Annotated in this window: 13 protein-coding genes; 11 read left to right on the forward strand and 2 right to left on the reverse strand. The window is 72.0% G+C overall.

Annotated elements, in window-relative coordinates; genetic code table 11:
• Positions 1-140: 140 nt before the first annotated feature.
• Positions 141-830 carry an SDR family NAD(P)-dependent oxidoreductase gene (locus ABTW87_RS15525; RefSeq protein WP_350651475.1) on the forward strand — a complete coding sequence of 230 codons (690 nt, stop codon included), beginning with the start codon at positions 141-143 and terminating at the stop codon, positions 828-830.
• 16 nt (positions 831-846) lie between these two features.
• Here ABTW87_RS15525 and ABTW87_RS15530 read toward each other — a convergent pair whose 3' ends face one another.
• A complete protein-coding gene (locus tag ABTW87_RS15530; RefSeq protein ID WP_350651476.1) occupies positions 847-1,560 on the reverse strand; it encodes a dTMP kinase in 714 nt (237 codons plus the stop codon).
• Positions 1,561-1,718: 158 nt separating this feature from the next.
• On the opposite strand from ABTW87_RS15530, the gene ABTW87_RS15535 reads away from it, so the two are divergent.
• The 10 genes from ABTW87_RS15535 (at position 1,719) to ABTW87_RS15580 (ending at position 10,617) form a co-directional block, all read left to right on the forward strand.
• The gene (locus ABTW87_RS15535) at positions 1,719-2,303 is read left to right on the forward strand and encodes a nucleotidyltransferase (RefSeq protein ID WP_350651477.1); all 585 of its coding nucleotides are present in this window, start codon (positions 1,719-1,721) and stop codon (positions 2,301-2,303) included.
• Positions 2,300-2,575 carry a hypothetical protein gene (locus ABTW87_RS15540; protein ID WP_350651478.1) on the forward strand — a complete coding sequence of 92 codons (276 nt, stop codon included), beginning with the start codon at positions 2,300-2,302 and terminating at the stop codon, positions 2,573-2,575. Before ABTW87_RS15535 ends, ABTW87_RS15540 begins: the two co-directional genes overlap by 4 nt.
• Before the next feature lie 11 nt (positions 2,576-2,586).
• Positions 2,587-3,363 (forward strand): metallophosphoesterase family protein, encoded by a 777-nt coding sequence (locus ABTW87_RS15545; RefSeq protein ID WP_350651479.1) that lies wholly within the window; start codon positions 2,587-2,589, stop codon positions 3,361-3,363.
• On the forward strand, positions 3,354-3,497 hold the full coding sequence (locus tag ABTW87_RS15550) for a GPGG-motif small membrane protein (protein ID WP_350651480.1): 144 nt from the start codon (positions 3,354-3,356) through the stop codon (positions 3,495-3,497). The genes ABTW87_RS15545 and ABTW87_RS15550 overlap by 10 nt, the downstream gene beginning before the upstream one ends.
• 181 nt (positions 3,498-3,678) lie before the next feature.
• Positions 3,679-4,173 (forward strand): TspO/MBR family protein, encoded by a 495-nt coding sequence (locus tag ABTW87_RS15555; RefSeq protein ID WP_350651481.1) that lies wholly within the window; start codon positions 3,679-3,681, stop codon positions 4,171-4,173.
• A gap of 164 nt (positions 4,174-4,337) precedes the next feature.
• Positions 4,338-5,684, forward strand: coding sequence for an ABC transporter substrate-binding protein (locus ABTW87_RS15560; RefSeq protein WP_350651482.1), 1,347 nt, complete (start codon positions 4,338-4,340; stop codon positions 5,682-5,684).
• Positions 5,685-5,759: 75 nt separating this feature from the next.
• The gene (locus ABTW87_RS15565; protein ID WP_350651483.1) at positions 5,760-6,812 is read left to right on the forward strand and encodes a carbohydrate ABC transporter permease; all 1,053 of its coding nucleotides are present in this window, start codon (positions 5,760-5,762) and stop codon (positions 6,810-6,812) included.
• Between the two features lie 3 nt (positions 6,813-6,815).
• A complete protein-coding gene (locus ABTW87_RS15570) occupies positions 6,816-7,778 on the forward strand; it encodes a carbohydrate ABC transporter permease (protein ID WP_502891589.1) in 963 nt (320 codons plus the stop codon).
• A gap of 62 nt (positions 7,779-7,840) precedes the next feature.
• Positions 7,841-8,878, forward strand: coding sequence for a LacI family DNA-binding transcriptional regulator (locus ABTW87_RS15575; protein ID WP_350651536.1), 1,038 nt, complete (start codon positions 7,841-7,843; stop codon positions 8,876-8,878).
• 65 nt (positions 8,879-8,943) lie between these two features.
• A complete protein-coding gene (locus tag ABTW87_RS15580; protein ID WP_350651537.1) occupies positions 8,944-10,617 on the forward strand; it encodes a glycoside hydrolase family 13 protein in 1,674 nt (557 codons plus the stop codon).
• A 35-nt stretch (positions 10,618-10,652) separates the two neighbouring features.
• On the opposite strand, the gene ABTW87_RS15585 is transcribed toward ABTW87_RS15580, so the two are convergent.
• Complete coding sequence (locus ABTW87_RS15585; protein WP_350651484.1) at positions 10,653-12,095, reverse strand: MFS transporter; 1,443 nt, start codon at positions 12,093-12,095, stop codon at positions 10,653-10,655.
• Positions 12,096-12,101 lie beyond the last annotated feature (6 nt).

Here is a 12,101-nt window from a genome sequence, read left to right on the forward strand (position 1 = left end):
GCGGAGCCCGCCGCCTCCACCGGGAGGCCGGGCCGACCTGCCGGACGGGCCGTCCACCAACCCGCCGCCCCGTCGCCGGCCCGACCGTACCGCCCGGGCCCCGGCCCCGCCCCACCGGCCGCGGCGCTAGCGTGTGGGCCATGGCGGATCGCAGTGTGCTGGTCACCGGAGGCACGGGCGGGCTCGGCGGGGCGGTCACCACCGGGTTCGCGGAGGCGGGCTGGCGGGTGGTCGTACCGTCGCGGGGCACGCCGGACGCGGCGCCGGTGCCCGGCGACGTCGTCCGGGTCGTCGCGGACCTGACCGACCCGGAGGGGGCGCGGCGCGCGGTGCGGGTCGCCGCCGGGGATCCGGGCGCGCCGCTGCGGGCGGTGGTCAACCTGGTCGGGGGGTACGCCGCCGGCGGACGGGTGCACGAGACGCCGGTCGACGAGTTGGACCGGATGCTCGCCCTCAACCTCCGACCGACCTGGCTGGTCACCGGCGCCGCGCTGCCGCACCTCGTCGCGGCGGGCGGCGGCGCCGTGGTCTGCGTCTCGTCCCGGGCGGCGGTCTCGCCGTTCCCCGGCGCGGCGGCGTACGCGACGGCGAAGGCGGCGGTGCTGGCGTTCGCGAACGCGGTCGCGGTGGAGTACAAAGCCTCCGGCGTACGCTGCAACACCGTCCTGCCCAGCGTCGTCGACACCCCGGCGAACCGCGCGGCGCAGCCGGACGCCGACCACTCCCGTTGGGTCTCCCCCGCGGAGATCGCTCCGGTCGTCCGCTTCCTCGCCTCGCCGGAGTCGGCGCCGACCAGCGGCGCGAGCGTCCCGGTGTACGGGCGGGCCTGAGCGGGCCGGCGCCGGCTCACGCCTGGACCGGAACGGGGTCCGGCTCCGGAGCGCGGGACGGGACGGGCCCGGCGACCGCGGCGACCTGCCCCGCCGGGACGGCCAGCCAGCCGTCGAGGTGCCCGAGGATGTCCCGACTCACCTCGTCCGCCGGGCGGCCCGCGTCGATCAGGACGAACGTGGGGTGCTCCGGCAGCGTCCGGTACGCCCGGTCGGCGGCGGCCAGGTAGCGCATGCTCTCGTGGTCGGTGCCGCGCCGCTCGATCCGCCGGTACGCCTCGAGCGGGTCGACGGCCAGCAGGAAGGTCACCTGGGGCCGGGGGAACAACCGGTAGCCGAGGCGGGCCAGCCGCTCCCAGCGCTGCCCGCCGTGCGCCCGGATGCTCGCGTACTGGCAGGCGGAGTAGCGGTCCATCACCGCGACCCGGCCGGTCAGCAGGCGACCGAGGAGGGCGGCGGCGATGGCGAGCCAGCGCAGCAGGGACTCCACGACCAGCAGCCCGCCGCGCCCGAGGAGGCGCTGGGCGTCCGGCCGGCCCAGCCGCTGCGCCACCCGGCCGAGAAAGCGCCGGCCGCCGGCGTTGCGGTGGTAGGTGGCGGGTAGGCCCGCCGCGGTCAGCGCGTCGGCGAGCCGGTGCGCCTGGGTCGTCTTGCCCGAGCCGTCGATGCCGATCAGGGCGACGGTGCGCAACCGGGCCCTGCCGCGCCGCGCCCCCTTCGATCTGGCCACCCTGTCGAGGCTATCCGATCCACGCTCACCTCCTGTCCGTTATGACCGCTTTAGGAAGGGTTGCTAGCTACCCGCGCGCCTGCCAGGTGTGGCCGACGGCGATGCCGGGTACCCGACTTCGACGCCTTCCCCCTGACCCACCACGACGGGAGATCCAGATGGCCGAGCGCGGGGACGAGACCCTGGTGCACACCTTGAAGAAGGTCGCCGCCGTGCTCAAGCAGGAAGACATCCCCTTCGCGCTCGGCGGCAGCTTCGCGGTGTACGCGCACGGCGGCCACTCCAGCGAGCACGACGTCGACTTCCTGATCCGCGAGGCAGACGTCGAACCGGCCCTGGAGGCGCTGGTCGCGGCCGGCTTCACGGCCGAGCGCCCGCCGGAGGACTGGCTGGTCAAGGTCTTCGACGACGGCCGCATGGTGGACCTCATCCACCGGCCGATCGAGACCCCGGTGACCGATGAGACGTTCGCCGACACGGTGGTCCGCCCGGTCGACGCGATCCACATGCCGGTGCTCTCGGCGACCCAGCTCATGGTGCACAAGCTGCTCAGCTTCTCCCAGCACTACTGCGACTTCGCCCGCGGCCTGCCACTGGCCCGTTCACTGCGCGAGCAGATCGACTGGGAACGGGTACGCAAGGAGACGCAGCACTCGCCGTACGCCGAGGCGTTCCTGGTGCTGCTGGACCGGCTGGACGTGGTGCCGTACACCGGCACCCCGGAGGGAGAGGGGAGACCGTGACCGAGCATCGCGACGTCGCCACTGGACCACCCGACGAGTACGTGGAGGCGGAGATCCACCGGCTGCTCACCGAGGATCCCGACGTGGCCGAGCAGGGCATCACCGTGGTCCGCCGGGAGCGCGGCCTCGTGCTGTACGGCGAGGTGGAGAGCCCGCACCGGCGGGAGGAGATCCTGCGCCGGGTGGCGGAGCGCTTCCCGGACGTGCCGATCACCAGCGACATCGGGGTGATCCGCGCGCAGGCGCCCACGGAGATCGAGCAACTGCCCTGAGGGAGGCACGAATGGTGATCCGGATCGCCGCCGTGGGCGACGTGCATCTGGACGAGGACGTGGTCGGCCGCTTCCGGCCGGCCCTTGAGGAACTGCCCGGTAACGCCGACGTGCTGCTGCTCGCCGGCGACCTGACCCGGCACGGCACCGAGGCCGAGGCGCGCTGCGTCGCCCGCGAGTTCGGCGACCTGGGCGTGCCCGTGGTCACCGTGCTCGGCAACCACGAACACCAGTGCGACCAGGTGCCGCAGGTGGTCCGGGTGCTGGAGGACGCCGGGATCACCGTGCTGGAGGGCACCGGCGTCGTGCTGGACTGCCCGCAGGGCCGGCTCGGCATCGCCGGGGTGAAGGGGTTCGGCGGCGGGTTCGCCGGTCGGTGCGCCAGTGACTTCGGGGAACCGGAGATGAAGGCGTTCGTGCGGACGACCACCGAGAGCGCGGACGCGCTCGGGAACGCCCTGCGCTCGCTGGACTGCGACGTGCTCGTCGCACTCACCCACTACTCGCCGGTGCCGGACACGCTCGCCGGCGAGCCGCTGGAGATCTACCCCTTCCTCGGCAGCTACCAGCTGGGGCAGGCGATCGACTCGGCGCCCACCGCACTGGCCCTGCACGGGCACGCACACCACGGGAGCGAACGGGGCACGACGCCCGGCGGGGTACGCGTACGCAACGTGGCGCACCCGGTGATCAAGCAGGCGTACAGCGTCTTCCATCTGGGCGATCACCTCGATCCGGGCGAGGTTTCCCGGATCAGCACCTCGGGTACTCAGCCGGCATGGAGCTGATTCTCTGGATTCTCGCAGTCGTACTGGTGGTCGCCGGCATTCTCGCGCTGTTCCGGCGGCAGATCCTCTGGGGCGTCGTCCTCATCATCGTCGGCCTGCTGGTCGGGCCGGGTGGTGTCAGCATCTTCAACTGACGTGGCGGCTCGTCGCCGCGCCACGGCGCGGCAGACCGATGCCGCCGATACCGGGACCCGCCGGGGTCGTCGCCGCCGGAAGCTCCGTCCTCCCGACAGGAGCATCCGGACGCGACGACCCCGGCGCCGTTCGTGCCGCCACGAGGTTTCAGTGCCCGGCTGACGGGGAGTTATCTCGACCATGGAGATTTCTCGGAGTGCCCGACGAACGGACGGCGCCCGGCAGTGGCTGGTCCTGCTCGGCTTCGGCGCGGCCGTCTTCGTCGCGGCCGCGATCGGCGGGCTGGGCGTACGGGGCACCGGCGCCGAGTACCAGAGCCTTGAGCAGCCCGCGTGGGCACCACCGTCGTGGCTGTTCGGCCCGGTCTGGACGGTGCTGTACGCGCTGATCGCGGTGGCCGGCTGGCTGGTCTGGCGGCGCGCCGGGTTCGGGCCGGCCGTCTGGGCGTGGATCGGGCAGCTCGTGTTGAACGCGATCTGGACGCCGCTGTTCTTCGGCGCCGGCCGGTACGGCCTGGCCTTCGCCGACATCGTCCTGCTGTGGCTGGCGATCGGGGTCACCGTCCTGCTCTTCTGGCGGGTCTCCCGGGCGGCCACGACGCTGCTGCTCCCCTACTGGGCCTGGGTCACCTACGCCGGAGCGCTCAACCTGGCGATCTGGCAGCTCAACAGCTGAACACGTCGCCGCGACCGCCAGATTTCCGGACTGTTACTCAGTCGTGTCCGTCCCAGGGGTGGACCACCTCGCCATGCAAGCGCTTACATGTGGTCACGCCCATCGGACCGGCGCAAGGTCCTCCCGTGAACACCGGGCCCGCGCCGGCTAGGAAGGAGGACGGCATGGCGGTCTTTGCCAGACCACGCCAGGCCTTCGTGATCGCCGGCGTGCTCGGCCTGGCGCTCAGCGCCACCGCCTGCGGCAGCGGCGACGACGGCGGCAGCGGCAACGCCGATTCCGCGGAGTGCGCGGCATACGAGAAGTACCAGGGCAACGACGGCAAGGAGGTCTCGATCTACGCGTCCATCCGGGACGCGGAGGCCGACCTGCTCCAGCAGTCGTGGGAGCAGTTCGAGGAGTGCACCGGCATCGAGATCGACTACGAGGGCAGCGGCGAGTTCGAGGCGCAGCTGCAGGTTCGGGTCGACGGCGGCAACGCGCCCGACATCGCGTTCATCCCGCAGCCGGGCCTGCTGGCCCGCTTCGCGGAGGCCGGCAAGCTCAAGCCGGCGTCGGCCGACACGAAGGCGATGGCCGAGGAGAACTACCCGGCCGACTGGCTGAAGTACAGCACCGTCGGCGGGCAGTTCTACGGCGCCCCGCTGGGGTCGAACGTCAAGTCGTTCGTCTGGTACTCGCCGAAGATGTTCCAGGAGAAGGGCTGGAAGGCTCCCACCACCTGGGACGAGATGATCAAGCTCAGCGACACGATCGCGGGCAGCGGCATGAAGCCGTGGTGCGCCGGCATCGAGTCCGGTGACGCCACCGGCTGGCCGGCCACCGACTGGATCGAGGACGTCATGCTGCGTACGCAGACGCCCGAGGTCTACGACCAGTGGACGACCCACGGCATCCCGTTCAACGACCCGCGGGTCGTCGAAGCCGTCGACCGCGCCGGCACCATCCTGCGTAACGAGAAGTACGTCAACGGCGGCTACGGCGGCGTGAAGAGCATCGCCACCACCTCGTTCCAGGAGGGTGGCCTGCCGATCGTCCAGGGCAAGTGCGCCCTGCACCGGCAGGCGTCGTTCTACGCCAACCAGTGGCCCGAGGGCACCCGGGTGGCCGAGGACGGCGACGTCTTCGCGTTCTACTTCCCGGCCATCGACCCGGCCAAGGGCAAGCCGGTGCTGGGTGGCGGCGAGTTCACCGTCGCCTTCGCCGACCGGCCGGAGGTCCAGGCGGTGCAGACGTACCTCGCCTCCGGTGAGTACGCCAACAGCCGCGCCAAGCTGGGCAACTGGGTGTCGGCGAACAAGAAGCTCGACGTGGCCAACGTCGCCAACCCGATCGACAAGCTGTCGGTCGAGATCCTCCAGGACGAGAGCAGCGTCTTCCGGTTCGACGGCTCCGACCTGATGCCCGCCGCCGTCGGCGCCGGGACGTTCTGGAAGGAGATGGTGTCCTGGATCAACGGCAAGGACACCAAGGCGGCGCTCGACGCCATCGAGAGCTCCTGGCCCAACTGATCCGACCGCCCCGGTGGCCCGGCCCGCACGGGCCGGGCCACCGCTTCCCAGCCCGCACGCTCACAGGAGGGGCGGATGAACTTCGACTTCGCCGACGAGGCACCGAAACTCGTCATGCTGCTGTACGGGGTGGTCGCCTTCGTGGTGGTGGTGGGCGGCCTCCTGCTCCTGCTCGACTTCGTGCCCACCCGGCTGGCCCGGATGCGGGAGGCCCGGCTTGCCGCGGCCGTCGCCGCCGGGACGCCGATCGAGCCGGGCCGCCGCCGATCCCGCGAGGGCCTGTTCGCCCTCTTCTTCCTGCTGCCCGCGTTGCTGATGCTCGGCATCGGGCTGGTGATCCCCGCGATCCGCACCCTCGTGCTGTCCTTCAAGAACGGCGACAGCACGGACTGGGTCGGCCTGCGCAACTACGGCTGGATGTTCGACCGGCCCGAGATCATCGACATCCTGGTGAACACCGCCATCTGGGTGCTGCTGGTGCCGCTGGTGGCCACCTCCGTCGGCCTGATCTACGCGGTGCTCGTCGACCGGGCCCGGCTGGAGGCCCTGGCGAAGTCCCTGATCTTCCTGCCCATGGCGATCTCGTTCGTCGGCGCCGGCATCATCTGGAAGTTCGTCTATGCCTTCCGGCCCGAGGGAGCCGACCAGATCGGCCTGCTCAACCAGATCTGGGTGTGGCTCGGCGGCGAGCCCAAGCAGTGGCTGTTGAACGCCCCGCTGAACACGCTGCTGCTGATCGTGGTGATGATCTGGATCCAGGCCGGCTTCGCCATGGTGGTGCTCTCCGCCGCGATCAAGGCCATCCCGGCCGACATCATCGAGGCCGCCCGCATCGACGGCGTGAACGCCTGGCAGCTCTTCTGGCGGATCACCCTGCCGAGCATCCGGCCCGCGCTGATCGTCGTGGTGGTGACGATCTCGATCGCCACGCTGAAGCTGTTCGACATCGTCCGCACGATGACGAACGGCAACTTCAACACAAACGTGATCGCCACCGAGATGTACAACCAGGCGTTCCGGTTCGGGCAGACCGGGCAGGGCTCGGCGCTCGCCGTCGTCCTGTTCATCCTGGTCGTCCCGATCGTCATCTACCAGGTGCGCAACCTGCGCCGGCAGCGGGAGGTATGACCCGTGACCACGACGACTCCCCCGCTGACCGGTGTGGCCCCCGACCCGCAGCCGAAGACCGTCGCCGGACGGGTCCGCAAGCGGCTCAACACCCGCTGGGCGACGCTCGCCTCGATCGTGATCGCGGTCGTCTGGACGATCCCGACGTTCGGGCTGTTCATCTCGTCCTTCCGGCCCGAGGACCAGATCAAGACGACCGGCTGGTGGACGTTCTTCTCCGACCCGCAGGTCACCCTCGAGAACTACCAGCAGGTGCTGTTCGGCCGCTCCTCGTCGGCCGGGCAGCTGGCCAGCTACTTCGTCAACTCGATCGTCATCACGCTGCCGTCGGTGCTGTTCCCGCTGGCCTTCGCGGCCCTGGCCGCGTACGCGCTGGCGTGGATCAACTTCCGGGGCCGGGACTGGATCTACATCGGCGTCTTCGCGCTGCAGATCGTGCCGCTGCAGATGGCGCTGGTCCCGCTGCTGAGCTTCTTCTCCGAGGGCGTCAGCGTCGGCGGCGTCAACCTGCTGCCCGCCTGGAACCTCGACGACGAGCAGCGGTTCATCCAGGTCTGGTTCGCCCACACCTGCTTCGCACTGCCGCTGGGCGTCTTCCTGCTGCACAACTTCGTGTCGCAGCTGCCGAGGGACCTGATGGAGGCCGCCCGGGTCGACGGCGCCACCCACCCGAAGATCTTCCGCACGATCGTGCTGCCGCTGATCACCCCGGCGCTTGCCGCGTACGGCATCTTCCAGTTCCTGTGGGTCTGGAACGACCTGCTGGTCGCGCTGATCTTCGCCGGTGGCGGCGACGAGACGGCCCCGCTCACGGTCCGCCTGGCCGAGCTGGCCGGTACCCGCGGCAACGAATGGCAACGCCTCACGTCCGGCGCGTTCGTCGCGATCATCGTACCGCTGCTCGTCTTCCTGTCGTTGCAGCGCTACTTCGTGCGCGGGCTGCTCGCCGGCAGCGTCAAGGGCTGATCCACGCTTTGCGTCCCGCCGCCGGCGCCGGCGGCGGGACGGAAAGCGGAAGCGGGGTGAGCGTGACCAGGATCGACGACGTCGCCCGGCTGGCCGGGGTCTCGACGGCCACCGTCTCCCGGGCGCTGCGCGGGCTCCCGACGGTGTCGGCGGCGACCCGGCGGCGGGTGCTCGCCGCCGCCGAGCAACTCCAGTACGCCGTCTCGCCGAGCGCCTCGCGGCTGGCCGGCGGGCGGACCGGCACCGTCGCGGTGGTCGTCCCCCGGATCACCCGCTGGTTCTTCGGCGTCGTCGTCGAGGCCGTCGAGGACTTCCTCCACCAGGCCGGGTACGACCTGCTGCTGCACAACCTCGGCGGGCGCGAACAAACCCGGCAACGGGTGCTGCGCACCACCAACCTGCACAAGCGGGTGGACGGGATCATGCTGGTGGCCACCCCGCTGCGGGCCCCGGAGCTGGCCTTCCTGGGCGCGTTGGAGCTGCCCGGCGTGACCGTCAGCTCCGGGACCAGCGTGCCGGGCTGGCCGTGCGTACGGATCGACGACGTCGCCGCCGCGCGGACCGCGACCCGGCACCTGCTCGACCTCGGCCACCGGCGGATCGCCCACATCTCCGGCGATCCCGACGACGAGCTCGCCTTCACCACCCACCTGGACCGGCGCCGCGGCTACCGGGAGGCGCTGCGCGCCGCGGGCGTCCGCCCCGACCCGAGCCTCGACATCGAGTCGCGGTTCGACGTCGACGGGGGCTCCCGGGCCACGGAGGAGCTGCTGCGCCGGGGTGACCCACCGACGGCGATCTTCGCCGCGTGCGACGAGATGGCGATGGGGGCCCTGACCGCGCTGCGCGACGCCGGGCTGCGGGTGCCGGACGACGTGAGCGTCGTCGGCATCGACGACCACGCGCTCTCCGGGGTGCTCGGCCTGACCACCATCGCGCAGTCCGCGACCGACCAGGGGCTGCTCGGTGTGAAGATCCTGCTCGGCGCGCTGTCCGGCCGGCCGGTCGACCCGCTCTGCGCCGGCGCGGCGGACGGTCCGGTGATCCTGCCCACTCGGCTCGTCGTGCGTGAATCGACCGCACCCCCACGGGCACACTGAACGACAGTCCACCCGGTCGCCCGGCAGACCGCCAACCCCGTACGGCTCGATCATGGGAGAAGGCCCTGAACAGCAACCCGACGCACCAGGAGCAGTCCACCGACCCGGCCACCGGCTGGTGGACCGAGGCCGTCATCTACCAGATCTACCCGCGCTCCTTCGCCGACTCGAACGGCGACGGGGTCGGCGACCTGCCCGGCATCACCGGCCGTCTCGACCACCTGGTGGAGCTGGGCGTGGACGCGGTGTGGCTCTCGCCGTTCTACCCGTCCCCGCAGGCCGACGCCGGGTACGACGTCGCCGACTACCGGGACGTCGACCCGTTGTTCGGCACGCTCCCCGACGCGGACAAGCTGATCACCGAGGCCCGCTCGCGAGGCCTGCGGGTCATCGTCGACCTCGTACCCAACCACACCTCGTCGGCACACCGGTGGTTCACCGCCGCCCTCGCGGCCGCTCCGGGCAGCCCGGAGCGGGACCGGTACGTCTTCCGCGACGGCCGGGGGCCGGACGGCGACCGGCCGCCAAACGACTGGCAGAGCGTCTTCGGCGGGCCGGCCTGGAGCCGGGTCACCGAGGCCGACGGGCGGCCCGGGCAGTGGTACCTGCACCTGTTCGACCCCGGACAGCCCGACCTGAACTGGGACAACCCCGAGATCCGGGCGGAGTTCCTCGACGTGCTGCGCTTCTGGCTGGACCGGGGCGTCGACGGGTTCCGGGTGGACGTGGCGCACGGCCTGGTCAAGCAGACCGACCTGGCCGACTGGCAGGAGCCGCAGGAGATCCTCTCCGGCCCCGAGATCGACAAGCCGCGCCCGCCGATGTGGGACCAGGACGGCGTACACGACATCTACCGCGACTGGCGCGCGCTCCTGGACGGCTACCCCGGCGAGCGCGTCCTGGTCGCGGAGGCGTGGGTCGAGCCGGCGGAGCGGCTGGCCCGGTACGTACGCCCGGACGAGATGCACCAGGCCTTCAACTTCGAGTACCTGCTGGCGTCCTGGACCGCGCCCGCCCAGTACGCGGTGATCACCCGCTCGCTGGAGGCCACCGACTCGGTCGGCGCGCCGACCACCTGGGTGCTGTCCAACCACGACGTGGTCCGGCACGCCTCCCGGCTCGGCCTGCCCGTCGGTACCCCGCGGCCGAACGGCATCGGCATCGGCGATCCGCAGCCGGACGCCGCGCTCGGCCTGCGCCGGGCGCGGGCGGCGACCGTGCTGATGCTCGCCCTGCCCGGCTCGGCGTACCTGTACCAGGGCGAGGAGCTGGGCCTGCCCGAGCACACCACGATGCCGGACGAGGCGCGGCAGGACCCGACGTGGGAGCGCAGCGGCCACACCCAGCGCGGCCGGGACGGCTGCCGGGTGCCGATCCCGTGGGAGGCCGACGCCCCGTCGTACGGCTTCGGGCCGACCGACGCGAGCTGGCTGCCGCAGCCGCCGGTGTGGGCGGAGTACGCCCTGGACCGGCAGCGCGACGTGCCCGGCTCGACGTACGAGCTGTACCGGGCGGCGCTGCGGCTGCGCCGCCGGCACGGGCTGGGCCGGGGCGCGCTGACCTGGCTCGCGACCGGCGACGAGGTGCTGAGCTTCCGGAACGGCCCGCTGACCGTGCTGACCAACTTCGGCGACGTGCCGGTGCCGGCGCCGGCTGGCGAGGTGCTCGTCGCGAGCGCCCCGCTCACCGACGAGGGTCTCGTGCCCACCGACGTGACGGTGTGGGTGCTGGCGACGTGAGGTGTTAAGAGGGGCCCCTTTTACGACGCGAGGCGTTAAGAAGGGGCCCTTCCTTGCATCTGCTCGGCGCGGGTGTGCAGGAGGTCGTGCACGTCCGCGATGTCGCGCGGGGACGTGCGCGCGGCGAGCCAGTACATGATGCCGGTGGGCACGAAGAACAGCTGGAAGGCGGCGAGCCCGACCGCGTAGTTCAGGGGCGGCGGGAAGGCCGCCCGCAGCCCGTGGAAGGCCAGCCCGACCAGCCCGTTCCCGGCGGCCCGGCCGACACCGTTCACCAGGTTGCCGAGGCTGTAGACGGTCCCCCGGTGCTCCGGCGGGTTGACGTCGGCGATCAGGGCGAACCAGTTCGGCGAGTTCGCCGAGGTGAGGGCGAGCGCCAGCAGCGCCGCCAGCAGGCTGAGCCCGACCGTCGGTTCGGTCAGCACGCTCGTCAGCACCGCGCGGACGACCGCGCCGGAGCCTGCGCCGTCGGGCACGTCGATCCGGATCGGCACGAAGAAGAGCACCAGGTAGAACGGGAGCGCGGCGAGGATGCCGACCGACGCGACAAGCGCCCGCCCGGAGGGCGTACGGCGCTGCAGCGCGTCGCCGACCAGCCCGCCGACGATGGAGAACACACCGCCGAGCTGGAACAGGGTGGCGAAGACGCTGCCGACCACGACCGCGGTGGCCGCCGAGTAGCCCTGGGCCTCCGCCCGCTCGGTGAAGAGCACCGGCAGCCAGACCAGCGAGCCGAACGCCGCCTGCGCGGTGAGGCCCTGCAGGATCAGCCAGCGGTTCGTCCGCCGCCCCAGGATCCTCGGCAGGTCGGCGCGGCTGATCCGATAGTCGTAGTCGGCGCCGCCGGCGAGCCGCTCGGCGAGTTCCGGTTCGCTCTGCCCGCGCCGGATGTCGTAGGTGAACAGGTACGCGGCGGTGGCGCCGAGCCCTACGACGGTGAGGACCAGGAACGGCCGCCGCCAGTCCGCCGCGCCGAGCAGCCCGCCGACCAGGGTGCCGGCCAGCGTACCGACGCCCTGGGACAGCCCCCAGAAGCTCATCACCAGGCCCCGCCGGCGCGGTGAGATCAGGTCGGTGACCACCGAGAAGCCGACCGAGCCGACCGCGCCGAGCCCGACGGCGCCGATCAGCTGGGCGGCCAGGAACGTCGGGTAGTCCCCGGCGAACGCGCTGCCGCCGGTGCCCACCGCCCACAGCAGGGTGCCGACCATCAGCAGCGGCTTGCGGTTGGTGCGGTCGCCGACGTACGCCCAGCCGACGGCGGCCACCGCGCTGACCAGGAAGCTGACCGCGGTGACCAGGCCGAGCATGCGCTGGGGCACCTCGAACGCGTCGGCGATCGAGCCGTACAGCGGGGGCACCAGGCCGATCGCCACGTTGTCCAGCGAGGCGAGCACCACGAACACCACGACGCTGTAGAACCGGTGCGCCGTGCCGCCGCCCCACGCCCGTGCCGGGCCGCCGGTGGCCAAGGTCATGTCCGG

The sequence above is a fragment of the Micromonospora sp. NPDC126480 genome, assembly GCF_040302465.1.
Lineage (GTDB): Bacteria > Actinomycetota > Actinomycetes > Mycobacteriales > Micromonosporaceae > Micromonospora.

Excerpts from the sequence above, each read along its gene's own strand:
- ABTW87_RS15550 (WP_350651480.1), top strand. The coding sequence starts at position 3,354 with ATGGAGCTGATTCTCTGGATTCTCGCAGTCGTACTGGTGGTCGCCGGC.
- ABTW87_RS15545 (WP_350651479.1), top strand. The coding sequence starts at position 2,587 with ATGGTGATCCGGATCGCCGCCGTGGGCGACGTGCATCTGGACGAGGAC.
- ABTW87_RS15535 (WP_350651477.1), top strand. The coding sequence starts at position 1,719 with ATGGCCGAGCGCGGGGACGAGACCCTGGTGCACACCTTGAAGAAGGTC.
- ABTW87_RS15555 (WP_350651481.1), top strand. The coding sequence starts at position 3,679 with ATGGAGATTTCTCGGAGTGCCCGACGAACGGACGGCGCCCGGCAGTGG.
- ABTW87_RS15525 (WP_350651475.1), top strand. The coding sequence starts at position 141 with ATGGCGGATCGCAGTGTGCTGGTCACCGGAGGCACGGGCGGGCTCGGC.
- ABTW87_RS15585 (WP_350651484.1), bottom strand. The coding sequence starts at position 12,095 with ATGACCTTGGCCACCGGCGGCCCGGCACGGGCGTGGGGCGGCGGCACG.
- ABTW87_RS15560 (WP_350651482.1), top strand. The coding sequence starts at position 4,338 with ATGGCGGTCTTTGCCAGACCACGCCAGGCCTTCGTGATCGCCGGCGTG.
- ABTW87_RS15565 (WP_350651483.1), top strand. The coding sequence starts at position 5,760 with ATGAACTTCGACTTCGCCGACGAGGCACCGAAACTCGTCATGCTGCTG.